Source organism: Priestia sp. YIM B13491 (assembly GCF_042787605.1).
GTDB lineage: Bacteria > Bacillota > Bacilli > Bacillales > Bacillaceae_H > Priestia > Priestia megaterium_E.
Genome location: NZ_JBHZOR010000001.1, coordinates 1,070,886 through 1,096,124, shown reverse-complemented (window position 1 = coordinate 1,096,124; position 25,239 = coordinate 1,070,886). Strand labels below are relative to the sequence as shown.

Genomic DNA, 25,239 nt, shown 5'->3' with positions numbered 1-25,239 from the left:
TTACTATAAGTGCTCCTTTTTAGGTATTAATACAACTAGACCCCTGTCCTACTACTTCACTTGATAATAACCTCTGCAAAAAAACGAGTTCTTCGGTTTAATCGCAATTAAAAATGAATTATAGATATCCGAGCCAGAAATGAACGCATTTATCCAGCATACAAATAATAAGATTGATTTGATGTTTCCTGATACATAGAACGACGTAATAGCTGGAACTACCGATAATACAAGAAAAGGCAAGCTCATAAAGATCCAATATCTCGTTTTAGATAGAGTTGCATTTGTATTGAGCCAGAAAAATATCCCGCTAAATGTCAAGCTCATGTCACCTTTTTTATATACGACTAAAACGTGTAGCCATTCGTGAATAACAAAGACAACGATACCTATTATGATGAGATAAAATAGATTGATGTGAGTAAAGTCTGCTTCAAAGAAATAAGGTATCAATAGAATAATAATCTGAAGTAAATATACAAACTTCATATAGTATTTTCGATACCACGTATTCTGGATAAAAGGCGTCCATTCAGAAAAGTTCATGCTTATTTGTGGCAAGTGGCGAAACCAAATGATGATAGGCGTTCCCTCTCCTTCATGTAAACTTCCGCTAATTTATTTAAAATAGAATTTCCTACTCTATATTAAGCTTTATTATTTAAATACTGAGTAAGCAAATGAACTGCGCTCTCTTGTTTTTTCTCTACTGCAACCTCTAAAGGTGTTTTCCCATCACCTTTTTGTATCTCAATATCTGCACCTTTTTCGATGAGAAGTTTAATCATATTTTCATCTCCTAGCAACGAGGCTTCATGAAGGCTCGTCCATCCACCGCTTTGTTTTGCATTTACATCTGCGCCTTTTGTAAGCAACAAGTCTGCAGCTTGAATTTGCTTATTTGCTACTGCTGCATGAAGAGGCATGTTTTCATTCGAATTTTTAGCCTTAATATGAATATCCGCCCCTAGCGACAACAATAACTTAGCGCTATCCACTTGCCCAAAATAACAAGCTAAATGTAAAGGCGTCCACCCATCTGAATTAAAAGCGTTAAGTAAAGATGGCTCTTTATTTAATAACGCTTTTATCTCTTCACTTTCTCCATTCACCGCCGCATTTGTTATTTGATCAATATACTCCATTTTACATCCCCCTAATATATAGAAATACCTTGATTATATTTCCATTTTATCATAGGTTAGTGGATGAACACGACATACAAACTTAGGTATATAAGTAAGAAATCCAATAAAGAATACGATGATAAAATTAATTATTATAGTTCCTTTAGTTAAGAATGGAGAGTTGATATGAAAACAACTAATAGCGAAGAGTTAGACTTCCAGTGGTATGGCGTAAAGGTTCTTTATAAGTACTTAATAGTGGATAAACCTAATATAGAAAAGATTGACGAAAATTATGAAGAACATCAGATATTTGAAGAAAGTATTTTATTAATTAAAGCCCGATCATTTGACCAAGCCTATGAAATTGCAGAAAAGAAAGCAAAAGAATATGAAGATAGCTATATCAACGTTTATGACCAGACTGTGAACTTCCAATTGATTGAGAGTTTAGATGCCTTTCTCTTGTGTGAAGAAGATGAGCTACCAAGCGGTACGGAAGTATATTCACGTTTTTTGCATATATCTAAAGAAGAAAGTTTAGCTAATGTCTTATCTAGGCACTATCCAGAAGTTATGGAAAATGAAACAGAGCAGATACGGAAAAACTTCATTTTAAGGGATAGAGATTTTAATTGAAGATTCGGTATATGGTATCCATACTCTGTGGAAACAACAAACAAAGAGCCTTAAATAAGGCTCTTTATTTGTTCTCTATTTACCTTTGTTTTTCAAGAATAAAAGCTCAAGCACACTATTAATTACACTGCACCTGTCATTATATATAAATCAGATGACCTAATTTTGTTTTCTAAAATTAAGTATGGATGGCATTTCATTAAAGCGAGTTTCAGAGCTTCTGGTACTCTCTCTTCATCATACGCGCATACTAAATATAATCCGCCTTCCGTTACTAAGGTGTCTGCTTCATTTTCAAACTCTTCTAAAATAGGTATGATTCCTTCTTGCTGTCCCCATTCTACATGAGCCCATATTTGAAAAGATGTATTGTTTTTATAGAAAGGATCTAAATGTTTAGAAAGATGTTCAAAAATTATGGCAGGCTGAAAACTTCCACTTGAACAGTAATAATCAAAATTATTAATGGTATGTATATATGTTAATTGGTCTTTAGTTAAAATCCCCTCTAATCTTTTGAAAATCAGCGGAATTAGTCTTTCACTTTCTATCACTAACGTATGTCTCTCCTGTTCAACCCCCGAAACAATATAAGACACAAGATTGTCTACGTAACTTCTCATATCGTCAATATTATAGTAAATATGAACGCTTTTATTATTCTCTATCAATTGAGCAAACTGATTCTTCAAGTGTGTACGCTCCCTTATATAAGATCAACCTAATTTTTAAAATGCTTAAACTAGTAAACTGTCTATCTATTAGAACGATTTTACGCTTCGCGCTCTTGTCTGTCAAAGCTGGATGTTCTAGCCTTTATTTTGAGGTGAGACAGTTATTCTAAGGCCTTGACTAAAGGATACTATACCCTTTTTGAATATGATTAAAACCTAATAAAAAATAATGACAGACTTAAGTTTACTTATCCTTTCATTAAAATAAATTCTCATGCAGCATTGATAGGAGTATTAGCCATTTATTTTTTACTTTGTATAACCTATTTAAAACTAGTTGCTACAAAATACAGAGAAAAAACACCACTTGCTTTAGTAAGTGGCGCCTTTTCTTTTAAAATATTTGAGTAAAAGCTACAATTAAAATTGTAATCCCGCTTATTAACGTTCCAAATTGACTCAATGTAAATTTCCCGATTTGCACATTTGCGGCTTTTTTCCCCACCATTACTCCTAGCCATACTGTTATAAAACTGCCAAAGGCTGATGTAAGCGAAATAGCTAAAGGCGATAAACCCAGTAAGCCTGCTCCCAGACCGTTTGTGAGTGCATTTGCTGAAAGTGCAACACCTAGGACACTGCTTTCGATCCATCCAATATATCGTACGTTTTCTTGACCACTACTATCTAATTCATCACTTCCGTTATTTCTTTGAGATCCAACTAATAAAATAATGCGAATCCCAATTAGCGTTAATAATACGACGGCTACAATAACATGGAACACCCCTGGCAAGATGGTTGAAATCCACCTGCCAAACGTAATCCCCACCATGCTAAAGAGGAAACAAATAGCCGCTATCAGTAAATTAGAAAGCCATTTTATCCTTACCTTTCGAACTCCGTATGATATTCCTACACCGAAGTTATCTATACTCGACGATGGTGCAAAACCTAATATGAATAACCATTCCATTTTGTATTCTCCTTTTGTTGATAATGTTGAGGAGATTTGCTTCCTTGTTGCATATATTGTTGATAAACCTTCAATAAAATGATTACTGCGCGTTGAAAAATAGAAAGAGGTGAACCGCTATGTCTAACATCCAAAATGATCAAAGCCTTGGTTTGTTATTAAGGTCTTTATTAAAGGAAAATGCTTTATCTATGCGGAAACTTAGCTCACTTACGGGGATTGATACGGCAACTATCTCACGGATTATAAATGGAAAACAGCAAGCAAATCTACATCATTTAAAACAATTTGCGCACTATTTAAATACTCCTCTTGAAGCATTAATTGATCCTGCTGGAGCTGCTTCAAACAATACAGAAAATGAATTAGAAACAGGCATTCATTACTCCATTGATAAAATTCAAGAAATACTTAAATCTTTTAATATAGTAGATACAAACTTTACGATTGAACGTGTCGAACAAGAGCTAACAAAATATAAGCAATATGCACAAACAGACGAAGGACACAGCATGATTTGTAATAACTTTCAAACCAAAATAGAGCAAGTCGGCAGCGTCGGAACCTTTATTGATCAATTAAAGCAAATGTATCTTGAATATTGTGATGAAAAAACATCAGCTGCCAAGCGCTCGATATTGGGAAGTGCGCTACTGTATTTTATTTTGCCTACCGATATTATCCCAGACTATGTCTTTCCAATCGGCTATTTAGACGATGCAATAGCTGTACAACTGGTAATGAATCAACTTGCGGAATAACAACGGCTTTCTATTAAGTGAAATGAACGTGGCATACCGCTCTCTATTTATTGTGAAAATGGAACTTTTTCTTGATCATGACGATGAGCAGGTAAATATTCTATTGCTTTCTTTAATTTAAATACTTCCTTTGGCGCAATCTTTTTAATCACTTTTTCTTTTTTGCATAGCTCATGGTTACACCTATGTGCACACATACCTAAAGGAATTTTCTCTCCTAAAAATGGATCTATATAAAATCCATTTTCAAACAGCGTACTCTTAATAACATTTTCATTTTGCAATCTGCAGCAAGTAACGCAATAGTACATTCGTTTTCCACTCTCTTTCTTATATTTGATTTTGAAACATCTTATGAGAACTCATCAACAGAAGTGCTTGTTCCTATATTAAAAGTTGAAAAAATCTCAACAGGCGTTGAAGGATATTCAACACACCTCAATCTAGCATCATACTTGGGTTAATAACCGTACTATTTAGCTTATGGAGCTTGAACTCTAAATCAAAACTAAAAGCTGTTAGTTAAAGAACGAATAATATTCCACTTTTTGCTTAAACTACTCAAGATACCGCAACGTATCGACTATGTGAGAATAATTCTCCTAGCAGAAAAGCTCCCTACGGAAATAGGGAGCTTTTTCTGCGTTAAAAAAAGTGATGATTAATTTTATCTTCAACTTTTTTTACATATCTTTATACGCTTCATCCTCAAGATATTCAATACTTCTAAATAGTAAATAATCTAACATCTCATTTCCCATAAAATTAAATATTCTATAAAGTCAGTTCCTCACACATTATTCAGCTAGCTGTTTTAAATAGTTACGAAGGCGAATTTTCGAATTTAATTCTGTATTTGTAATATGCTTTACATAGCGAATTGAACTTTGAATGATATCATAGTCATTGATTTTATTTGCACGATACTCGACAAAAGGAGGAAGATAACTCATCCCCACTAAACTAGCAGATGCTTGGAACGGCTTTGTTAATTCACTTACCGAAAATAAATTATACCCGCCTGCTTGATAAGAATGTTCAGGTGAACCGATAGAAATAGCCAATACCCACTCCTTTCCTATCAGCTTCGTTCCGCCAGGACCATGAGCCCAGCCAAAGGTAAACACTTCATCAAACCACTGTTTTAAAAGTGGCGGACTGCTATACCAGTACAGTGGAAACTGAAAAACAATACGATCATGGGCAAGAAGCAGCTGTTGTTCAAATTCCACATTAATAGGCTGATCACAATATGTTTCATAAAGGTCATGAACTGTTAGATCCGTTTCATTCAAAACTGATTCCTTCCACTTTTTATTTACTCGGGAAGATTCAATATTTGGATGTGCAATAAGCACTAATGTTTTCATATCTAGACCTCCTTGTTATTTTTGGTATGATTATATTGTATATTTTGTAATAAATTAGAGGAAGTACGCACATTAATTAAACATAGTATAAAACTGTATACTACAGGGAGTGAAAATGGATGAGAAACCAAAAAATGGGATTTGATTACCCCCCCACTAAAGTCGGGTGCCCGGTCGAAACCACATTAGACGTAATAGGGGGAAAATGGAAAGGGATTATACTTTATCACCTTATCGATGGAAAGAAACGTTTTAATGAATTCCGAAAACTGTATCCTGCTATTACCCAGCGGATGCTGACCTTGCAATTAAGAGAATTAGAAAAGGACGGGATTGTTCACCGTGAGATCTATAAAGAAATTCCTCCAAAAGTAGAGTACTCCCTAACCGAATTTGGAAGATCTCTCGAACCAATCATTTTACTTATGAAAGACTGGGGAGAAACACATAAGAACAGAATTATTAGTGCGAGAACAGTAGAAAAAGAAGAAATTTAAACATCGAATATATTAATTAATAAATTAGTGTATTTTAGATATGGCCTATACACGAGTAGTTACCGTAATTACCATTCTAGGTAGTAAAAATAAAAGGTGGTGAAAGAAGTTTCTCTTTCACCACCTTTTATTTTGCTTTTAAATCAAATTCTTCTGTTTTACCGTCCCATTTGATAGTTACATGAAAGGGATCAGAACTATCTTGTTTTGCACACCCTTCACAAGCATCATTGATACCCATTTTGCCATCCACTGGTGTTGAAGTTACATCGATACTGCCATAACTACCTTCAATTTTATATGTAACTTCTCCAATATTATCTTTATTGGGTCCTTTATAAATAATGCTTCCTTCACCATTTTCCCTATCTTTATCTTGAGTTAAAAAATACTGAGACTTCTAATTCTCACTTTCCCCTTCAAAGCGTAAAGTCTTATCTTCTTCACTACAGCTAGCAAGAAGAATCAATATACAACTAAATACGATGACTAAACTGAGTTGTCTAAACTTCAAATTTAAATCCTCCTAATAATATCTATTTTTATGTTAACACATCCAATTTCAATTAAGGAGAAAAATGTATAATTCATTCCTGGTTTACATAAACACTCTTTCCAGTACACATCAAAAAAAGAACCCTTGGCGCACAAGAGGTTTTCGGTAGGGTGTTATTCGTTTTATGGGCTTTTTTATACACCCCTGATTTAACAATATTTCATTTCGATAGAAATGAAGAACTCTCGCATAAAAAGCAAACCTTTTATACACCCGTTAAAGCACATCAAAAGTAGTATTTACATTTAAAAACATGTTAAAATCTAGTAGTCATTTATGCTGCGATACGTATAAATGAACTCTTACAAAAAAGCAGCCTCGCTTGCCAATGCCGAGGCTGCTTCAAGTTCTTATTGAAAAAAAGGACAAGCAATAAGCAGAATGCTATTTATACCCAAAGCGAACTCGTGCCTTCGTTTTCAAGATGCAGTACGTTCACTTCTGTTCCTTTGTCATATCCATGCTCTCCTCCTGGAAGAACAATCAGCGCGTTTGCTGCAGCTAATGATGAAATAGCCCCTGACTTGTCCATGCCAACAGGCGTCACGACAAGCTTTCCGCCTTCGTCTGAAATCTCTCCTCGCACCATTCGCGTAAAAGCATTAGGTTCTTTGAAGCGGCCGTTTAATACCGCTTTTGTTTTATGTAAATGAGGCGCTGGTGAATACAAAAAGCTGCGAACAATCGGACGAACAAACAGTTCAAACCCGACATAGCAAGCAGATGGATTTCCTGATAGTCCAAACAGCAACTGCCCGTTTCGTTCTGCAACTGTTGTGACGCTTCCGGGTCTCATCGCAATTTTGTTAAACAGCACGTTCGCACCAAGCTTTTCATAAATAGCCGGCAAATAATCATAGTCGCCAACGGATACGCCGCCGGTCGTTAGTAGAATGTCCACTTCTTCAAGCGCTTTTTCTACCGCTTCATAGCAACGGTCAAAATCATCTTCAAGTTTCCCTAAATATTTTGGAACTCCCCCGCTTCTTACGATTTGTGCGAGTGCCATATAGGAGTTACTGTTGCGGATTTTTCCTGGCTCTAACGGCTCGTTCACATCAAGCAGCTCGCTGCCCGTTGTTAAAACCCCAACAACCGGCTGCTTCACGACAGCGACGTCCGCATAGCCAAACGTAGCTAAAAAAGCCGTGACGCCCGGATTGATTCGCGTCCCTTTGGAAACAAGCACGTCTCCTTTTTTTGTTTCTTCTCCTTTTAACGCAATGTGTTCCCACTTTGAAGCCCGCCTGCTTAACGCCATATATGTTTTCCCGTCTTTTTCATACGAAGTTGTGACTTCAAGCATCACAACCGCATCACACGAATGAGGGACCTGCGCTCCTGTCATAATACGCACCGCTTGAAACGGCTTTACTTCTTCTTCAAATACAGAGCCTGCACCGATTTCACCTACAACTTCGAACTCCACAGGACGTTCACTCGATACTTCTACACAGTCTTGTGCTCGAACCGCAAAGCCGTCATAAAGCGATTTATTAAAATGAGGAACGTTTTGATCGGCGATAATATCTTCTCCTAAATAGCGCCCGTAGCTTTCGGTGATCGATACGCGTTCGATGCTGCCTTTTCTTTTATATGTCATAACTTTTTCAATTGCTTCAGGAATTGAAATAGGTGTTCTGCTTTCTAACATACATTCTTCACTTCCTTTATGTCTGTTCACTTTTTACGCTATGGTGTAAAATCATAGCATATCTCACTATTTCTATCATACAACAAAATTTACTGAAAAAGGATGAAAACACCGATGTCTTCTTTTACACATTTTAATGACCAAGGCCGTGCCAACATGGTCGATATTAGCGAAAAATCTATCACTCGCCGCGTTGCAACCGCTCGTTCAAGCATACTTGTTAACAAAGAAATTCACGAAGCCATTGTAGAACATAAGATCGGAAAAGGCGACGTTCTTGCTGTCGCACAAGTAGCGGGAATCATGGCAGCAAAACGCACGTCTGACATTATTCCGATGTGTCACCCTCTTTTATTAAAAGGCGTAAACCTTTCATTTGACTGGGATACAAGCAATGATCAGTACCGTTTAGTAATAGAAGCAACTGTTAAAACCGAAGGCTCCACGGGCGTTGAAATGGAAGCTTTAACTGCCGCTTCTGCCTGCGCTCTAACCGTTTATGATATGTGCAAAGCCATTGATAAAGGCATGATTATCGGCGAAACGTATCTGCTTGAAAAATCAGGCGGCAAAAACGGTGACTACAAGCGTACGAAAGCGTAAAGGAGGTACATAATGAGCGTACATGAACATAAATCCAAAGCAACTCAGCCCGTTCGCTGCAAAATCATTACGGTATCCGATACACGTACAAAAGAAACCGATAAAAGCGGCGCGCTAATGATCCAACTTCTAAAAGAACACGACGTGCAGGTCGCTTCCTACGAAATTGTAAAAGACGACCAAACGTCGATTCAACAAGCGATACTTGCCGGATGCAGTGATGAGGACATTGACGTTGTTCTCACAAACGGCGGGACCGGCATTACAAAACGAGACGTTACGATTGAAGCCGTTCAAGCGCTGATTCATAAAGAAATCGTTGGATTCGGCGAGCTGTTTCGCATGCTGAGCTACACCGAAGACATTGGCAGCGCAGCGATTATGAGCCGGGCAATTGCCGGGACGATTAACGAAAAAGCCGTTTTTTCTACACCAGGATCAAGCGGTGCTGTTCGTCTAGCGATGACCAAGCTGATTTTACCTGAACTTCGCCACGTTGTATGGGAATTAAACCGCCAGCGCTGACAAAATGCCTATGCTCGCGCATAGGCATTTTTATTAATCATAGTCTTTATGTACCCACTCATCTTCTGGAATTCCTAAATCTTCTCCGGAAAAACGCTCTTCTTTAAACGGATCTCCTCTAAGATGAAAGCCGTTTTGCTCCCAAAAGCCAGGATGATTTTCATCAATAGCTTCAAAGCCTCGAAGCCATTTAACACTTTTCCAAAAGTACAAATGCGGAACAACCAATCGCAGCGGATATCCGTGCTTAGCTGTAAGCGGCTCTCCGTTAAAGGAATGAGCGAGAAGAATATCGTCTCTCAGTAAATCTTTCACTTCAATATTTGACGTATAGTCATTATCTCCGTGCAGCATGATGTATTTACTTTTCAACTCCACGCCAACTGCTTTTAAAAAGTCTGTAAACAGCACGCCCGTAAATTCATTATCAAGCCTTGTCCATCTCGTTACACAGTGAATATCACATTTCACCGTCGTTTGCGGCATGTCCAATATATCTTGATACGAAAGCGTTACTTCCTTGTTTACTAATCCAAACACTCGAAGCGTCCACACCTCTAAGTTATACTCCGGCACGTCGCCTTCATGTAAAATCGGAAAGCGCTCTGTCACTACTTGCCCCGGAGGCACTCGTCCTTCATACTTTGGATCAATTTCTGGTGTTTTCATTCGTTTAATACGGTCTGCTTTGTTCATAGGTACCACCTCTTTATTTTTTTATCAGCGTGCACTTTGCTGACTTGTTTGATTCGTTTCGACTCCTTTATCTCGCAAGAAAAACATCGCTGCTAATGTCAGCACGTAAGGGACCATCATCGTAAACTCGGTCGGTATTGAAAAACCTTGCAGCCGTGTACTCACCGCATCCATTAAGCCAAAAAGTATACTTGATGCTAAAATACCGAGCGGATGAGACTGACCGAGCATCATCGCAACAAGTGCGATAAATCCACGTCCTGAAGTCATGCCTTCTGAGAACATCGTCACTTGTCCTAATGAAAGCTGCGCCCCGGCAATCCCACACAGAATTCCGCATGCTGCAATCGCAAACAGCTGATATCTGATCGCTTTTAAGCCAAGCGTACTTGCTGCTACTTGATTGTAGCCTACTGCTAGGAGCCGAAAACCGAAAATTGTTCGATAAAAGAAGATATAAAAAGCAATTGCTGCTAAAAAAGCAAAATAGACAAGCGGCGACTGTCCTGAAATAATGTCGCCGATTACAGGTATATCTTTAATCAAAGGAATATCCCATGTGCCTATTCCGTGCATGTTTTTATCGTAATAAGCACCTTTTGTATGAAAAATTGTCCGGAGTAAAAAGGTCGTTAAGCCCAGTGCTAAAAAATTAATAGACACCCCAACCACAATTTCGTTCGCTTTAAACACCACGACCATCATTCCAAACAGCAACGCAAAAAGCAAGCTTGCTCCAGCAGCAATCACGATCGCAAAAAAGACATTATGAGTATAATAGTTGCCGGCAACCCCGCTAAAAGCTCCAATCAAAATCAGACCTTCTAGCCCTACATTAAATATGCCTACGCGCGCGCAAAGCATCCCGCCCAGCGCCGCTAATAAAATAGGCGCAACCATTCGTAACGTTGCATTTAACAGTGACCAATCAAGCAGCTCCACGAATATCAGCTCCTTTCTTTTTTGCTCTCCACCACTGCTTTGTGAATTTTGCTGAGATAAATAGAATGAGCACAGCTTGCATAATACTCGCAATTTCTAACGGAATTTCTGTATTACGCTCCAGCCCCATCGCTCCTGTTTGCAAAGCGGCAAGTAAAAGAGACGTAAAAACAATGCCGATCGGATTCGAGTTTGCTAACAAGGCAGCCATCACTCCAGTCCACGCATATCCAGGAACGGTCAGCGCACCGTCTACAAAACGATACTGTGAACCAAGAACTTCAAATCCTCCGGCTAATCCAGCCAAGCTCCCGCTAATAAACATACTAAGCAGCATGACTTTTACTTGATGAATACCTCCATACGCCCCGAACAACGGATTTTTTCCGGATGCGTTCACTTCGTACCCAAACACAGAGTAGCGAAGCACCGTCCACAGCAGAAGCGCACCGATTAGAGCAATGATAAACCCGATATGAAGAGGCATTCCTTGAAACACTTTTCCAAGCCACGCCGATTGCTCAATCATAGGCGTTTGAGCAAGAGCTGCTGAGCCTGTTTTGTCTTGAAACGGATGGCCTGCTAAATAGCTTGCAAATAAAACAGCGATATAATTTAACAAAAGTGTTGAAATGACAAGCTGAATTTTAAACGCGGCTTCCATCCAACCGGCTAAAACGGAAAGCAAACCTCCTGCCACAACAGCAGCTGCAATAGCCGCTATAAGCTTGACTATCCCAGGAGCTGGCAGGTAATAAGCGACAATTGCTGCGCTAATCGCTCCAACGACCATCTGTCCTTCTCCCCCTAAATTAAACACACCTGCTCTAAAAGCAAACCCGACACCTAACGCAATTAAAAGAATAGGCGTAGCGCGAGCCAGCGTAGTAGTGAAGAAATAAAAATTACCAAACGCTCCATTCCAGAGCTCTGTATATGTTTGAAGAACCGAACCACCAGTTAAGGAAATAATAATGCCTCCTATTGCTAAGCCAAAAATAACTGCAATAATCGGCTGAATTAATGATTTAAGAAGTTTCTGCAACTGTATCACCTTCTACCGTTCCTCCTGCCATTAATATGCTTAGTTTCTCTTCTGTTGCTTCTTTCCTTGTAAGCTCTCCAACAATACTGCCTTCGTACATAACTAAAATTCGATCTGATAGTGAGATAATCTCCGACAGTTCCGAAGACACAAGTAAAATAGCGGAGCCATTATTCCTTTTTTGAATCAAAGCATCATGAATACGTTCCATTGCCCCAATATCTACTCCTCGCGTTGGTTCAGCAGCAAGTAGAAAAGAAGTGTTTTGGCCAAGCTCTCTGGCAACAATCAATTTTTGCAGATTTCCCCCTGACAGCTCTCCTGCTTTTTGCTTAGATGAAGTGGCTTTAATCGAAAATTCGTTTATCCATTCATTCACACTAGAACTGAATATCTTTCTTTTTAACCAGCCCATTTTTGAAAATGAAGGTTTATACTGATAGCCCATCAGTGCATTTTCTTCAATCGTATCGTCTTTGGAGGCTCCCCACATATAGCGGTCTTCTGGAATATGAGCGATGCCTGCTTCTCTTCTTTCACGCACAGATCGCCCTGTAAGGTGCTCATCACCAAGTTTGATACTGCCACTATCTGTTTCTACTAATCCAGCAATGGCTTGAAGCAGCTCTGATTGTCCATTTCCCGACACGCCTGCAATACCGACAATTTCGCCCGCAGAAACGTGAAGAGACACATTTTGCAATACGTTTTTTTGTCCTTTTCCTTTTAGAAAGAGATTTTGTACGTTTAAATGAGAGGTACCTTTTGATGGCATTCTTGCAGGACGCTCTTTTAATTCTCGCCCTACCATCAGCCTGGCTAGGTGGTGAGCATTGGTATCTTCTTTACTTGTGACGCCGGCTACTTTACCATTTCGAAGAACCGTAATGCGGTCCGCTACTTCCATCACTTCTTGCAGCTTATGTGTAATAATAACGATACTTTTACCTTGAGAAGCTAAAAAACGGATTGTTTTTAATAGTTCCTTCACTTCATGAGGAGTAAGAACGGCGGTAGGCTCGTCTAAAATAATGTTTTCTGCTCCTTGATACAGCACTTTTAAAATTTCAATTTTTTGCTGTTCTCCAATCGAGCAATGCTTTACTTTTTTATGAACATCTACTGAAATTTGATACGTTTCGGTTAATTGCTGTACATCTGCTTTCGCCTGCCTTCTATTAAAAAAGAGGCCTTTCTTTGGCTCATGCCCCAAGACAATGTTTTCAGCCACTGTAAAATGAGGAAAAACCATAAAATGCTGATGCACCATGCCTATTCCGTTTTTAATGGCATCTGCAGGAGATGAAAACGAGACGGTTTTCCCATGTAGCTGAATACTTCCTGAACTCGGCTTTTCCATTCCGTAAAGCATCCTCATTAACGTCGTTTTCCCAGCGCCATTTTCTCCAACCAGCGCGTGAACCTCGCCTTTTTTCAGCGTAAATGACACGTTATCATTCGCTAAAAACGAACCGTATTTTTTCGTCAAATTCGTTAACTGCAGCAGCTCACTCATTCCATTCATTGCTCCTTTCCACTTTAGGATTTTTTCAAAAATAAGAAAGAGAAGCCAGCCTTACTCGACTTCTCTTTTCAACTCACTTGGCTAACGGATCTTTTACCACGGTTTTTCCATCAATAATCGAATCTTTAATTTCTTTTAATTGATCAATTACATCTTGCCCTACAAAGTCATTAAGAGGTGTCTTGCTGTCTTGAGTCACATACGTTAACCCAACACCTTTTTCTTTTAAGCCGTATGTCACTACGCCCGATTTAAATTTGTCATTTGCGAGTGCTTCTACCGTTTCATAAGCAGCCGCATCAGATCCTTTTAACTGCGATAAAACGATATGCTCAGGATCTACTTCCGTACGGTCAATATCTTGGCCAGCCGTATAAAAACCCTTTTCTTTTGCTGCTTCAAATACACCCAAGTCGCCTACCGCTGAAGCTCCGGCGATAAAGTCAGCTCCTTTTGAAGCCTGTAAAATAGCAAGTTCTTTTGCTTTAGCTGGATCAGAGAAGCTTCCAACGTAGTTTACTAGAAACTCGGCTTTGGGGTTTGTTGATTGTAATCCTTCTTTAAAGCTTACCGTCCATTTTTTTAATAATGGAATATCATCTGCTGCAACCATTCCTACTTTATTCGTTTTTGTAACCAATCCTGCTGCTGCTCCTAATAAATATGAAGCTTCTTGTTCACGGAATACAACGCTTCTTACATTTGGTAAATCGACCACTGTATCAATAATCGCAAATTGACGCTGCGGGTTTTCTTGAGCTACTTTTTTCAACGCATCTTCGGATTCAAAAGAAGATGTAATAATCAAATCATAATTTTCTGCTACGGCAGCACGCAAATTACTTTCAATGGCTGCTTGGTCCGTGGATTCAATTGTCTTTATATCAATGTTATACTTCTTTCCAGCGCGTTTTGCTCCATCATCCATTTGTTGAAAAAACGGGTTAACTCCAATCTTTTCAGGTAAAACAAGAGCAATTCGCTTCTTTCCTTTCTCTTCACTTCCACTGCTTTTTGTGCTTTTTGACTGACAGCCAGTTACGAGTAGTACAAGCGCAACGGCTAAAATAAGAAACTTCTTCATTTAACTTACTCCCCCTATAATATAAAAAAAGCTCTTCCTTTATATAAAGGAAGAGCTCGTTAACCAAACGTCTCTTCCTCATCTTCAAGAACATACTGTTCTTAAGGATTTGGCACCATTCTGTCATAGACAGCGGTTGCCGGGTTTCACAGGGCCAGTCCCTCCACCTCTCTTGATAAGGAAAACAATAGCTATTTGTTTTATGTAATATAGTCAATATTAATAGTTTTTTAACAATTGTCAATATTATTTTTCTTTTTTTACGCAAAAAAACTTTAAAAACAGATAGGATTATACGGTTTTAGTCTACTAAAATACAGATCAACCTTCTAAATTAATCATCGTATGCCTCCTAGCAAAGCGCTTACGGTAAGTCTGCTAGTCTTCTAGAAGGATCATGTGTAGCAGAGCACTTTTATTACATCTCTTTTGTTAATCCACTATCGATTGAAAACACTTTACCAAGAATGTTAGACTTTTCCTGAGCGATATTTTTTAAGAGGTGTTAACGTTGAAATTGATAAAAGAATTATCTGGAGTAGCTATTGGACTCATTATCGCTTTGGCGGTTTCAAAAATCTTTTTTGATAACCCAACCAATGTTGGAATCGTAGTTATTTTTATTACTAGTATGGTCGTAACAGGTATAGCAAGAGCGAAACTAAGATAAGATAACCTAACTAAAAAACACCCCCTTTTATTCGCAAGGTGGTGTTTTCTTTTAATGATTTTAGTATGTAGTTATTCTCAGTGAATGCTTTTACCCTTCTCCATCAATCATCGTATACTTCCTAGCAAAGCGCTTGTAGTAAATTTGCTCATCCTCTTGTCCATCGTTAAAAACAAGTCGGTTATGATTAATGTCTTTTTCTTTTAACACATAGCCTTTTTCATTCATCAGTTGAATATATTCATCTAAATGCCCTTTTTTAACCATATAGTGAAGAGCATCATCTGAATCCGTAGTCTTTGCTACATCTTGACTTCCCACTTCTAACTTGAATACAGCTGTTGCTGTTTGAATGGGACGATAATCTCCAAACACTCTTTCCCAATTTAATAGCAGCAGCGCGCCGGAAATTATTATACATCCTCCAGCCGCTACGGTTAGTACAAATCGTTTTGACACTACTTTCTCTCCTTTACATTCTTTTTCTTCTATTTAATACAACGGATTGCCCTAAACTTGTTTTTACGCCAAGTCCTAGATACACGGCAGCACCTAAAGCAATTGAAATACAAGATGTACTAATTGCAAGTGAAGATGCAGACAGCTTATTTTCTAAAAAATAGTGAGAAGTATAATTGCCGATAATCACAGCGGCTGACATCACACTTACTAATAAAACAGGTGTCAACGCAGCTTGTCCCAGTGATTGAACTCGGTAAGAAATGGATTTTTCAATTAAATAAAAGTTATATATAACCGATACACCATACCCTCCGTAAGTCGCGACAACCGGTCCAATTTCTTTTAAGCTTGAAACCAACAGTACGTTTAATACTAGCTTCACAACAATTCCTAAGCCCAAGCCTAAAATTAGCTTCTTTTGCTGATTAATTCCTTGGAGAATTGCGGCTGTTACTGTAAAAAGAGCAAATAAAACGGCAGCAGGCGCGTACCATTGTAAAACAACTCCACCGATTTCAGGACTGTTTTTTGCTCCAAAAATCATCATATATACCGGCTTGCCTAATAAACAAAGCCCCACAGCAGCAGGAAGAGTAAAAAATAACAGCAGTTGCAGCGTTTTTGTAATCTTTCCTTTTACTTCTCGTAAATTTCCCTGCACAAAAGAAGATGTAATGCCGGGAATCAGCGACATGCTGAAGGCGGTGGCTAGCGATACCGGCACCATCACTAAAATCTGAGCTAATCCAATGACAGAGTTGATTATTTCGGCTTTAGCTTGTCCATACCCTATTGATTGAAAAAGGATGTTAATCGTAAACGTATCAATATTTTGATAGATTGGAATCGCTAAACCAACTAAGACAAATGGAACAGCGTACGTCACAAGCTCTTTGAACATTGAAGAGAACGAAATGAATTTATTATTCTTTCCGCTGTTTACTTCCTTCATAATCAGCCGCTTGCGTTTTAGATAAGTCGCACCGAGAATTCCTATACCCCCTACGCCTCCAACAAACGCTCCAAACGTACCGATTCCAACAGCTTTTGTCATCGTGCTATGAAAAAGGTGAATAACAGCGTATGCTCCTGCTAAAATAAACAGCACGCGCACTATTTGTTCAATAATTGTACTTAGCGCGGATGGTCCCATGGACTGGTTACCTTGAAAGTAGCCTCGTAATAGACTCATAGGCGGGATAATAATTAAAGCAAAGCTCACCATTCGAATCACGTATACTACGTCTTTTTGACTATTTCCTGAGGAATCTTTTCCGTTAATCACTAGCTCAGAAAGCCACGGCGCCATCGTATAGAGGACTAAGAAGCCTATGATGCCCGTTATCGTCATTAATAGAAGTCCTGCTTTTAATAGATCTTGTCCAGCACGGTAGTTTCCAAGACCGTTATATTTTGATATATACTTTGAAACAGCAAGCGGAAGACCCATCGTCGACAAGCTTAGCATCAAGGTGTATGGACCGTATGCATACTTATAAAGCGCGTATCCTGACGTTCCCACCAAGGCCGTAAACGGAATAATATAAATAAAACCTAAAATTTTTGTTAGCAAAGAAGACGCTGTTAACAAAAGCGTACCTCTCATCAAATTTTTTTCCATACATCAAAACCCCAGAAATAAATATTGTATTTTTAACAAATACTTGATTTATTGTATCATACTTACAATTATTATCTAGTTTTTTATAAAACATTAGAACCCTCTCTATATTACGTTTTTTACCTAATAAAGGAATATAAACCAATCTTTTAACCTATGATAAATGAAGCGTTTTTTGCTTTTTACTTTACCTGACGTTTACATTCTAAAAGACGTGTTAAATTATATATATATATCAGTTACCAACTAAACTAAGACTCCTTGACCATTCTGGCCTACCTGCTCTTTTAGGTAGACTGAGGTTGCTAAATCGTTATATATAGGAGGAAAAAATCATGAAAATGAAACAACGACTATCAAAAGCAGCGGCGGCTGCAACGATTACAGGAATTGCTGCGTTTGGATTTGCTCCTGTCGCTCAGCTTGATACACCAGCACATGCAGCTACATCTCAAGAAACAAGCAGTCAAAGTCAAACAGCTGTAAAAAACATTAATGAAATTTACAACGCCGCAGTAAAAGGTGAAGTGCCACGCTTAACGGCAGACTTCAAAATTGGCAAAACACTGCGTCAAGACGTTCGCGATCAGTTCGGTCCCCCGCCTGAAGGTTCATCAAACAACTTTGACTACTATCACTCGGAAATGGGTCACCCTGGATACGCATTTGGCTATGATCAAAATAACGTCATCAACGAAATCCGCTATTTTGGTACAAATGTAGAGCGTCAAACAAATCTAGGCTCCATCACCCAAGCTAACTTAAAGAAAGAATTAGGTCAGCCGAACTTTACAGGCAAAGTAAAAGGTGATGGTACTACTCAAACGAAGTACACCTATCACGCCGGCGCCTATGATCTTGAATTCATTTTTGATGATAGCAAAACGTTAAATCACGTTAATTTAGTTAAAAAACCTTAAGTAATAGAAAAAGTAGCAGGCTGTCTGCTACTTTTTTTCATGAAATAAAACCAATGCTGAATCCGCTACGTGTTCATACCCAATCTCCATATAAATCTTGTTAGACGTAGGATTTGTCATATCTGTGTATAAACTTGTTGTTTGAAATCCTTCGTCTAGCATAAGCTGAGAAAGCGTGGATACACAGCTTGAGGCATAGCCTTTTTTACGTTCTTCAAGAGGTGTGTACACATAGTTAATCGTAATGTTATGGGCCGTTGGACGCGTAGCATTGGCAATCGACACATACTTGCCATTCACTTCCCATAGGAATAACCTTCCTGCTTTAATAAAAGCTTCTCCTGTTTTGGCAGCTTGTTCTTTTGATACAGGCTCTCCAATGACGCCCATAAACTCCCAAATCCATTCTGTCACGAGCGGAAGATGCTCCAACCTTGCTTTTACCAGCACTCCGTCAGCATCCGCTGCTTTTTTTACTTTGTCTAACCGATAAATGCGCTGATCCATTTTCAAAGAAGCTTCTTGATTTTTTAAATCTGCTAGCTTTTGAGAAAGATATAAAACCATTTGTCTTTCTCCAACTAAGCCCGGTATGTCGATTTCTTGTAGCAGCTCTGCCGCTTCGCTTAGTTCACCCTCCGTTAGCTTCTGTATGTGAGACAGGATGATTTGCTTAGGATGTGTTTGCAGCAACACAAGCGCAGCACGGCTGTCTTTTAAAATAACACCCATAAAATTTGGTTTGCTGTTTTCCTGCAAGCTGTGTAAAATGCCGAGCGCTAAGTTATGAAGAACTTCATTCTTTGATAAAAGCGGCTCTACTTGGTTTTTAAATTCCTGCACTTCTCTATATCTATGTAACTGGATCATTTTCTTTCTACCTCCGCAAATGCTCTTACCGGAAACGTTCCAACTCCTTTTATTTTAGGAGGCACGGCGTAAAATAAAAAGGACTCCTCCTTTAGTTGATCTAAGTGACATAAGTGTTCAGCAATTACAACGTCCGCTCCTAACAGCAGCGTATGAGCTGGTCTTGCTTTTCCTTTTGTATCGTCAATATTCATCGAATCAATTCCGACAAGAGCGGGCTGTTGAGACACTAAATAAGCTGCCGCGCTTTCTGTTAAGTATGGATGATTTTCTAAATAATCGTCTGTATTCCAGTAGTGATCCCATCCCGTATGAATTAATACCGCTTTGCCTTTTACATCTACATGTTGAAAATGAGATTCATCAATCGCTTTTAAAGTCGGATCAACTGAAACGACTATTCCTTCTAACCCGGCTGTTTTATCAATAGCCGTTTGAGCTAAATCCGCTCCGTCTTTGTATCTGTGAAACGGCACGTCAATATACGTACCGGTATTCGTGACCATTTCAATTTTACCGATTTGAAATTCAGTGCCTGGTTCATAAAGCTTTCTAGACTCTTCTCGGCTTAAATAGTCGCAAATGATCGGTGCCGGCAAGCCTTTATGTGTGATAACTCCGTCTTCAATGATGTGGCTTAGATCAATATACGTTCTTTTTTTCATACTTTCACCCACTTTTTCAATATTCAGTAAAAATATTCTAACATAAAAAAGCTCTTCCTAGTTTCCTAGAAAGAGCTTTTTTTAGAGAACATTATTAACTTGATAAACATACATCATACGTATGCTTTGTATAAACAAATCCTTCAAAAATAAGACGGGCTGTACGCACTACTTTGATTCCGTTAACCTGTCCATCTTTTAGATCCACACTGGTTTCCATAATTCCCATTGGATGAGCAAGTCGAACGGTATCGCCTTTTAATTGAACCATTTCTGACGGAAGCGTGCCTTTTGTATAGATAGCCGCCGTTGTACAAATTGCTCCTGTAATCGCAAGCGTTTGATGCGGTTTTTGCATCGACATCATGCGGATTAATACGTCCATTTGAGAAGCAGCTTTTTCTCTGCCAGTCCCGTCGCGATGGTCCATAGGAGGAGCAATAATCGTCATTTTTGGAACCGCTGGTGATAGTTTAGTTGCTTTGTCTTGAGGTGCGAGCCCCGCTTTTTCCGCTGCAATGGAGCGAATTTCTTCAAATAGTTTCAGCTGTTTGTCCGTGTATTCATGCGGAAGTTCTGCTCCCTTTAGGCCAATATCCTCTGCTTTAACAAATACAAGCGGATTTCCTACATCAACAATTGATGCTTTTATCGTCCCAATGGATGTTGGCAGAAGATCGATAGCGTTCCCGGTTGGAAGCAGTTTTCCAGTAACGGCTCCTTCTCCGTTTTCAAACGAAAGATAAATGGGTGAACCCGTACCTGGCACTCCAGGAATCATACAGGATCCTTCTGTTTTCACTTTCCCGTTTTCTACTTCTACTTCCGCTACGATTACTTTTTTGGTATTTGTATTATAGATCCGCACTTTAGTCACCGGTTCCACAGCTTGTACAAGTCCTTGTTCGATTGCATAAGGTCCGACCGCTGAAGAGATATTGCCGCAGTTTCCTTTAAAATCAACGAGAGATTCGCTGATGCTAACCTGCGCAAACGTGTAATCTACGTCAGCTTTCTCTAAATCTGATTTTTTTATAATCGCGATTTTACTTGTCAGCGAATTAGCTCCGCCGAGTCCGTCAATTTGACGTTGATCCGGACTTCCCATTATATCTAGCAAAAACGGTTCCCAATCCGATTTGTTCACAGGCATTTCTTCATGATTGATAAAAACCCCTTTACTTGTTCCACCTCTCATAACCGTTACAGGAATACGCGTCATATTAATCACCTTTCTCCCCTACTAACAAACGCCGAGGCGTTCATCAAACCATTTTATTTTTTTACTATTTAGAACCGGTTCATTTGCCATTTATCGTATAATAGAGGTGGTCATAAGTAAAATACATAAAATTTATTGTCTTTTTAAAAATTTTTTTATAATCTAAATACAAGGGGGAATCGGGATGGATCAAAAAGATTGGATATTAATTAAAACGCTTCACGAAGAAAAGAACATTACGCGAACGGCTGAAAGGCTCTACGTATCGCAGCCTTCTTTAAGCTACCGCCTTAAAAATCTTGAGGAAGAATTTGGCGTGTCGCTTTTTTTCAAAACGAAAAAAGGAATTGAGTTTACATCTGAAGGTGAGCATCTTGTTCGCTATGCGGAAAATATGTGGAAGCAGCTGCAGGAAACAAAAGACAGCATGCGTAATATGAGCGAAACCGTTACGGGAACGCTTCGCTTAGGGGTATCGAGTAACTTTGCACAGCATAAGCTTCCTAAAATTTTAAAACAGTTCTCTCTTCACTACCCAAATGTACAGTTCAGCGTCAATACGGGCTGGAGTACGCAAGTTATGAATCTATTAGACTCTTCGCGTGTGCACGTTGGCATTTTACGAGGCAATTACCCGTGGAACGGAGAGAAATCACTGCTGACGAAAGAACGGCTATGCTTAATTTCGAAAAAAGAGATTGCGATCGATGACTTGCCGAACCTGCCTTATATTAACTATAAAACCGATACGTCGCTAAAAGATCTCATTCAAGACTGGTGGCATGACAAGTTTTCAGAGCCTCCGTTTGTGGCAATGGAAGTTGACCGGCAAGAAACAGCCAAAGAAATGGTCAAAAATGATTTAGGCTTTGCCATTTTACCTGAAATTTGCCTTCACTCCAGCGACAACTTATATACATACGGACTTTCGTACCGAGATGAATCACCTTTGCTTCGAAACACGTGGCTCATGTATGATCCTTCTTACTTGAATCTATCGGTCGTGAAAGCGTTTATTGACTTTTTAAAGCTAAGTGAAAAATAAAGCCAAAGCTAAAAAGTTTGCGTCTTGGAAGAATCTCTCTTTTAGACCAAGCTTTTTTCTAGACTACCATTATAAAAATTTTTTATGAACTTTCTAAAAAAACCTATATTTCCTTTATTTTTAAAAATGTACTAACATGAAAACAAGAAACATCAGCGGGAGTAAAGAGCGGCTTTAAAAATTCTTAATAATCAAACTACGGCTCATACATGGGGATGAGAGGTGTTAGTCACGTTTTTTTACTCTAAAAGAAAACGCTTTCAGAGAAAAGAGGGAAAATAAAGGAGGTTGTTTGAATGCTAGCACTACTAGGTTTTACAATGATTATTGTCTTTACGTATCTCATTATGTCAAAAAGGATGTCTCCTATCGTAGCTTTAATGGTCATTCCACTTCTTTTTGCAGTGATTGGAGGGTTTGGCAAAGGCGTCGGAGACATGATGCTAGAAGGTCTAAAACAAGTAGCTCCGTCAGCTGCGATGCTGTTGTTCGCCATCTTATATTTTGGGGTTATGATTGATGCCGGACTGTTTGATCCATTAATTAAGCAGCTGTTAAAAATCGTAAAAGGCGATCCGCTTAAAATCGTCATCGGAACGGCTCTTCTATCGCTTTTAGTTGCACTAGACGGAGACGGTACAACCACTTATATGATTACGGTTTCTGCTCTTCTTCCACTTTATAAACGCCTGAATATGAGTCCGTTAGTGTTAACGACAGTTGCGATGCTTTCTCTTAGTATTATGAGCAGCATGACGCCTTGGGGAGGCCCGGCTACTCGTGCGATTGTCGCCCTTCACCTTGATGCATCAGAGTTCTTTATTCCACTTCTTCCAACGCTAATTGGCGGAGCTTTGTGGGTTGTTTTTACAGGCTATATTCTTGGAAAAAAAGAGCGCAGACGACTTGGTGCTATTGACATCGAGCAGTTTGAATTAAAAAGCTCGCTTGCGTTTGCTGAAGACGCATCTTTAACTTCTCAAGAAGATATTACACAGCCTAAAAAAATCTGGATCAACTTAGCTTTAACCATTGCACTCATGGTCGTATTGGTTTCAGGCATTTGGTCAGTTTCTGTTTTATTTATGATTGGCTTTGCGCTTGCTCTTATGATTAACTATCCAAAACTTGAGGATCAAAAAGAACGTTTAATGGCTCATGCAGGCAACGCACTGACCGTGGCAGCACTTGTTTTTGCAGCCGGTATTTTTACAGGAATACTATCCGGCACTAAAATGGTTGATGAAATGGCAAGCCTGTTAATTCATTTAGTTCCTGATTCACTCGGTTCATTTTTACCGACGATCGTTGCTTTAACAAGCATGCCGTTTACATTCGTGATGAGTAACGACGCTTATTACTTCGGTGTTTTACCAATATTCGCTGAAACAGCTGCTTCTTACGGAATTGATCCGATGGAAATTGCGCGAGCTTCAGTGCTCGGACAACCTGTTCATCTGTTAAGCCCGCTCGTTGCGTCTACTTTCTTACTTGTAGGTATGGTAGGTGTTGATCTTGGTGAACATCAGCGATTTGCATTTAAATGGGCCATTTTAACGTCTCTTGTTCTCATTGTCCTTGCTATTGTCACAGGCGCACTTACGCTATTTTAATAGGAATAAAAGCCGTTATGGCTCTTTATTAATAAATTGATAAATGATAGGTGGAGGTACTTCTAAAATGTATGTAATTACGTGTTATGTAGGAAAAGGTGAAATGAGAATGTACGAGTTTGATAGCAAAGAAGAAGCCCTTTCTCAGCTCAAAAACCTGAAAGGCTGCACCATTCTTTCAGAAATTGTTTACTTTAATGATTCATCGGTTATTCCGTTAGCTATTTAATTATGCACCACTCAACCCTATAGGTACAAACTTGATAAGCTTCCTTTCGCTCAAAAGGAAGCTTCTTTTTTTATGTTCTTCTGAGACTTCGTCCCCTTTTCTCTCCTCAACGTTTTGTTACGTCTGGTTCGTTTTGTTTTCTTGCTTCAATCATATTAATAATTTGATTTGTATGTGGAGTTAGCACTGTGCACTTTTGGTAGAAAGCTCCGTCTACAACAAGCAGCTCTTCATCCATCCCGCAAAACTTGCAGCGGAGCTCTTGTGGTCCTGCGTGCGTAAGAGGTGTGATAAACACTATCGTTAAAGATGGTGTAGAAAGTATCTCTTTGCTGGGCATCGTAAAAGCTATATTGCTGGTTAGCGTCATCACGATAGTTAACTCCATAGTTCCGGTCGAATTCTTCTTGAGTAAATCTATCCTGTAAAAGTTCATTTTGTACTAGTTCTCTTAAACAGCACTCTATTTCTTCATAGTTAAATGAACAATTATGTGCGTAAACATTTAGTTCTTCAGTGCTGTTCTCTTTTACCATCACTTCACTGCCGCAAATCTTACAGGGATGTTTGGGACTCTGTTGATCAAAGTAAGAGAACGTTTGGACCTTTTCCACTGCTATTTCATCGCTCACCTTTTTAAACTTAATCATCACATTTTCTGTTTGACTAACGTTTTCGTTATATAACATCACTTCGTATTCATCTATATTCTTTCCGTTTTCTTTTCGACTCAAATGCTCCATTACTTCATACGAAGAAATAGTAAAAAACTCTTTAAAATTCACCACTAACATGCATCCTTCCAAAAAAGTTTACGTTCTCTATGTACCAGCTCTATACTACCACTTTTCCAAAGACCCGCACCACTAAACGAACTTGTTTTAGATTCGCATATCCTTTTCTTATCTGGCATACATAACACTAACCCTTTTATAAGGAGGATTTCATGAATACGTATATAATCATCAGCATTGGCGTCGTTGCCAGTGCATTTTTATTTCGGAAATATCGAAAGCACGTCGTTGAAATATATACAATCAGTGAATTTATTCACGCTAAAAACGGCGCGGTCGCTACAAGTTCCACGTGGCTTGAAAAGTTTTTTAAAGATCCTTACGCTACCGGACCAAACTATGAAAAAACAGAGGATGACGTTAGCGAGGATGGAGATGGAGATGGGGACGGCGGAGAATAACTAAAACAAAAAAGAGATTGTAATCTACGCTCATCCTACCAATAAAAAATCCG

30 protein-coding genes and 1 riboswitch are annotated in these 25,239 nt (G+C 38.9%); of the genes, 11 read left to right on the top strand and 19 right to left on the bottom strand.

All coding sequences use genetic code 11. From position 1 onward, the window contains the following. Positions 1 to 51: 51 nt before the first annotated feature. Both ACFX4E_RS05675 and ACFX4E_RS05670 read right to left on the bottom strand, forming a co-directional pair. Positions 52 to 546 (bottom strand): DUF3267 domain-containing protein, encoded by a 495-nt coding sequence (locus ACFX4E_RS05675; RefSeq protein ID WP_377258945.1) that lies wholly within the window; start codon positions 544 to 546, stop codon positions 52 to 54. Positions 547 to 647: 101 nt separating this feature from the next. After that, positions 648 to 1,145, bottom strand: a complete 498-nt coding sequence (locus ACFX4E_RS05670) for an ankyrin repeat domain-containing protein (RefSeq protein ID WP_377237790.1) — start codon at positions 1,143 to 1,145, stop codon at positions 648 to 650. Between the two features lie 168 nt (positions 1,146 to 1,313). Between ACFX4E_RS05670 and ACFX4E_RS05665 the strand changes: the two genes are divergently transcribed. Beyond that, positions 1,314 to 1,766, top strand: coding sequence for a DUF4288 domain-containing protein (locus ACFX4E_RS05665; RefSeq protein WP_377237791.1), 453 nt, complete (start codon positions 1,314 to 1,316; stop codon positions 1,764 to 1,766). A gap of 122 nt (positions 1,767 to 1,888) precedes the next feature. On the opposite strand, the gene ACFX4E_RS05660 is transcribed toward ACFX4E_RS05665, so the two are convergent. Next, positions 1,889 to 2,458, bottom strand: a complete 570-nt coding sequence (locus ACFX4E_RS05660) for an MEDS domain-containing protein (protein WP_377258897.1) — start codon at positions 2,456 to 2,458, stop codon at positions 1,889 to 1,891. A 376-nt stretch (positions 2,459 to 2,834) separates the two neighbouring features. Then, the gene (locus tag ACFX4E_RS05655) at positions 2,835 to 3,473 is read right to left on the bottom strand and encodes a manganese efflux pump (RefSeq protein ID WP_377258942.1); all 639 of its coding nucleotides are present in this window, start codon (positions 3,471 to 3,473) and stop codon (positions 2,835 to 2,837) included. Positions 3,474 to 3,535: 62 nt separating this feature from the next. On the opposite strand from ACFX4E_RS05655, the gene ACFX4E_RS05650 reads away from it, so the two are divergent. Further along, positions 3,536 to 4,177: a DUF1232 domain-containing protein gene (locus tag ACFX4E_RS05650; protein WP_264388212.1), complete on the top strand. Its 642-nt coding sequence runs from the start codon at positions 3,536 to 3,538 to the stop codon at positions 4,175 to 4,177. A gap of 47 nt (positions 4,178 to 4,224) precedes the next feature. On the opposite strand, the gene ACFX4E_RS05645 is transcribed toward ACFX4E_RS05650, so the two are convergent. Together ACFX4E_RS05645 and ACFX4E_RS05640 are read right to left on the bottom strand one after the other, a co-directional pair. Further along, complete coding sequence (locus ACFX4E_RS05645; protein WP_051421118.1) at positions 4,225 to 4,488, bottom strand: DUF3973 domain-containing protein; 264 nt, start codon at positions 4,486 to 4,488, stop codon at positions 4,225 to 4,227. 486 nt (positions 4,489 to 4,974) lie between these two features. Continuing rightward, positions 4,975 to 5,547 (bottom strand): NAD(P)H-dependent oxidoreductase, encoded by a 573-nt coding sequence (locus ACFX4E_RS05640; RefSeq protein ID WP_098334106.1) that lies wholly within the window; start codon positions 5,545 to 5,547, stop codon positions 4,975 to 4,977. A 119-nt stretch (positions 5,548 to 5,666) separates the two neighbouring features. On the opposite strand from ACFX4E_RS05640, the gene ACFX4E_RS05635 reads away from it, so the two are divergent. Next, on the top strand, positions 5,667 to 6,044 hold the full coding sequence (locus tag ACFX4E_RS05635) for a winged helix-turn-helix transcriptional regulator (RefSeq protein ID WP_060747240.1): 378 nt from the start codon (positions 5,667 to 5,669) through the stop codon (positions 6,042 to 6,044). Between the two features lie 944 nt (positions 6,045 to 6,988). Here ACFX4E_RS05635 and ACFX4E_RS05630 read toward each other — a convergent pair. Further along, on the bottom strand, positions 6,989 to 8,254 hold the full coding sequence (locus ACFX4E_RS05630; RefSeq protein WP_098791984.1) for a molybdopterin molybdotransferase MoeA: 1,266 nt from the start codon (positions 8,252 to 8,254) through the stop codon (positions 6,989 to 6,991). 114 nt (positions 8,255 to 8,368) lie between these two features. Between ACFX4E_RS05630 and moaC the strand changes: the two genes are divergently transcribed. Then, the gene (gene moaC, locus ACFX4E_RS05625; RefSeq protein ID WP_377237796.1) at positions 8,369 to 8,857 is read left to right on the top strand and encodes a cyclic pyranopterin monophosphate synthase MoaC; all 489 of its coding nucleotides are present in this window, start codon (positions 8,369 to 8,371) and stop codon (positions 8,855 to 8,857) included. 12 nt (positions 8,858 to 8,869) lie between these two features. Beyond that, complete coding sequence (locus ACFX4E_RS05620; protein ID WP_098249034.1) at positions 8,870 to 9,382, top strand: MogA/MoaB family molybdenum cofactor biosynthesis protein; 513 nt, start codon at positions 8,870 to 8,872, stop codon at positions 9,380 to 9,382. Between the two features lie 33 nt (positions 9,383 to 9,415). Here ACFX4E_RS05620 and ACFX4E_RS05615 read toward each other — a convergent pair whose 3' ends face one another. The 5 genes from ACFX4E_RS05615 to ACFX4E_RS05595 form a co-directional block, all read right to left on the bottom strand. Beyond that, positions 9,416 to 10,078: a sulfite oxidase-like oxidoreductase gene (locus ACFX4E_RS05615; protein ID WP_377258892.1), complete on the bottom strand. Its 663-nt coding sequence runs from the start codon at positions 10,076 to 10,078 to the stop codon at positions 9,416 to 9,418. 24 nt (positions 10,079 to 10,102) lie between these two features. Then, positions 10,103 to 11,020 carry an ABC transporter permease gene (locus tag ACFX4E_RS05610; protein WP_377258889.1) on the bottom strand — a complete coding sequence of 306 codons (918 nt, stop codon included), beginning with the start codon at positions 11,018 to 11,020 and terminating at the stop codon, positions 10,103 to 10,105. After that, the gene (locus tag ACFX4E_RS05605; protein WP_377258887.1) at positions 11,007 to 12,074 is read right to left on the bottom strand and encodes an ABC transporter permease; all 1,068 of its coding nucleotides are present in this window, start codon (positions 12,072 to 12,074) and stop codon (positions 11,007 to 11,009) included. The genes ACFX4E_RS05610 and ACFX4E_RS05605 overlap by 14 nt, the downstream gene beginning before the upstream one ends. Beyond that, positions 12,049 to 13,581, bottom strand: a complete 1,533-nt coding sequence (locus ACFX4E_RS05600; RefSeq protein WP_377258939.1) for an ABC transporter ATP-binding protein — start codon at positions 13,579 to 13,581, stop codon at positions 12,049 to 12,051. The genes ACFX4E_RS05605 and ACFX4E_RS05600 overlap by 26 nt, the downstream gene beginning before the upstream one ends. Before the next feature lie 82 nt (positions 13,582 to 13,663). Beyond that, complete coding sequence (locus ACFX4E_RS05595) at positions 13,664 to 14,674, bottom strand: BMP family lipoprotein (protein WP_028409815.1); 1,011 nt, start codon at positions 14,672 to 14,674, stop codon at positions 13,664 to 13,666. A 75-nt stretch (positions 14,675 to 14,749) separates the two neighbouring features. Further along, a riboswitch (SAM riboswitch) is annotated at positions 14,750 to 14,856 on the bottom strand. A 329-nt stretch (positions 14,857 to 15,185) separates the two neighbouring features. Here ACFX4E_RS05595 and ACFX4E_RS05590 point away from each other — a divergent pair. Continuing rightward, positions 15,186 to 15,344, top strand: a complete 159-nt coding sequence (locus ACFX4E_RS05590) for a hypothetical protein (protein WP_377258884.1) — start codon at positions 15,186 to 15,188, stop codon at positions 15,342 to 15,344. Positions 15,345 to 15,434: 90 nt separating this feature from the next. Here ACFX4E_RS05590 and ACFX4E_RS05585 read toward each other — a convergent pair whose 3' ends face one another. Together ACFX4E_RS05585 and ACFX4E_RS05580 are read right to left on the bottom strand one after the other, a co-directional pair. Next, positions 15,435 to 15,803, bottom strand: a complete 369-nt coding sequence (locus ACFX4E_RS05585; RefSeq protein WP_098966656.1) for a hypothetical protein — start codon at positions 15,801 to 15,803, stop codon at positions 15,435 to 15,437. A gap of 13 nt (positions 15,804 to 15,816) precedes the next feature. Further along, positions 15,817 to 17,427 (bottom strand): putative polysaccharide biosynthesis protein, encoded by a 1,611-nt coding sequence (locus ACFX4E_RS05580; protein ID WP_377237800.1) that lies wholly within the window; start codon positions 17,425 to 17,427, stop codon positions 15,817 to 15,819. A 335-nt stretch (positions 17,428 to 17,762) separates the two neighbouring features. Between ACFX4E_RS05580 and ACFX4E_RS05575 the strand changes: the two genes are divergently transcribed. Next, a complete protein-coding gene (locus ACFX4E_RS05575) occupies positions 17,763 to 18,347 on the top strand; it encodes a YjgB family protein (protein ID WP_377237801.1) in 585 nt (194 codons plus the stop codon). Between the two features lie 27 nt (positions 18,348 to 18,374). Here the strand turns inward: ACFX4E_RS05575 and ACFX4E_RS05570 are convergent, their stop codons facing one another. The 3 genes from ACFX4E_RS05570 to ACFX4E_RS05560 all read right to left on the bottom strand — a co-directional run bounded on the left by ACFX4E_RS05570 (position 18,375) and on the right by ACFX4E_RS05560 (position 21,104). After that, on the bottom strand, positions 18,375 to 19,217 hold the full coding sequence (locus ACFX4E_RS05570; protein ID WP_098791988.1) for a GNAT family N-acetyltransferase: 843 nt from the start codon (positions 19,215 to 19,217) through the stop codon (positions 18,375 to 18,377). Next, on the bottom strand, positions 19,214 to 19,882 hold the full coding sequence (locus ACFX4E_RS05565) for a cyclase family protein (protein WP_377258881.1): 669 nt from the start codon (positions 19,880 to 19,882) through the stop codon (positions 19,214 to 19,216). Before ACFX4E_RS05565 ends, ACFX4E_RS05570 begins: the two co-directional genes overlap by 4 nt. 94 nt (positions 19,883 to 19,976) lie before the next feature. Continuing rightward, entirely contained in the window at positions 19,977 to 21,104 is a 1,128-nt protein-coding gene (locus ACFX4E_RS05560) for a 2-methylaconitate cis-trans isomerase PrpF family protein (protein WP_377258936.1), read from the bottom strand. Positions 21,105 to 21,288: 184 nt separating this feature from the next. Between ACFX4E_RS05560 and ACFX4E_RS05555 the strand changes: the two genes are divergently transcribed. From ACFX4E_RS05555 to ACFX4E_RS05545, 3 genes are all read left to right on the top strand, one after another. Further along, positions 21,289 to 22,149, top strand: coding sequence for a LysR family transcriptional regulator (locus tag ACFX4E_RS05555; protein ID WP_025750019.1), 861 nt, complete (start codon positions 21,289 to 21,291; stop codon positions 22,147 to 22,149). 296 nt (positions 22,150 to 22,445) lie between these two features. Beyond that, positions 22,446 to 23,762, top strand: coding sequence for a CitMHS family transporter (locus ACFX4E_RS05550; protein ID WP_013084478.1), 1,317 nt, complete (start codon positions 22,446 to 22,448; stop codon positions 23,760 to 23,762). A gap of 67 nt (positions 23,763 to 23,829) precedes the next feature. After that, on the top strand, positions 23,830 to 23,991 hold the full coding sequence (locus ACFX4E_RS05545) for a hypothetical protein (protein ID WP_377237803.1): 162 nt from the start codon (positions 23,830 to 23,832) through the stop codon (positions 23,989 to 23,991). Positions 23,992 to 24,097: 106 nt separating this feature from the next. On the opposite strand, the gene ACFX4E_RS05540 is transcribed toward ACFX4E_RS05545, so the two are convergent. Both ACFX4E_RS05540 and ACFX4E_RS05535 read right to left on the bottom strand, forming a co-directional pair. Beyond that, the gene (locus ACFX4E_RS05540) at positions 24,098 to 24,229 is read right to left on the bottom strand and encodes a hypothetical protein (protein ID WP_377258878.1); all 132 of its coding nucleotides are present in this window, start codon (positions 24,227 to 24,229) and stop codon (positions 24,098 to 24,100) included. After that, positions 24,222 to 24,779, bottom strand: coding sequence for a hypothetical protein (locus ACFX4E_RS05535; RefSeq protein WP_377258876.1), 558 nt, complete (start codon positions 24,777 to 24,779; stop codon positions 24,222 to 24,224). Before ACFX4E_RS05535 ends, ACFX4E_RS05540 begins: the two co-directional genes overlap by 8 nt. 158 nt (positions 24,780 to 24,937) lie before the next feature. On the opposite strand from ACFX4E_RS05535, the gene ACFX4E_RS05530 reads away from it, so the two are divergent. Next, positions 24,938 to 25,186: a hypothetical protein gene (locus tag ACFX4E_RS05530; protein WP_377237804.1), complete on the top strand. Its 249-nt coding sequence runs from the start codon at positions 24,938 to 24,940 to the stop codon at positions 25,184 to 25,186. Positions 25,187 to 25,239 lie beyond the last annotated feature (53 nt).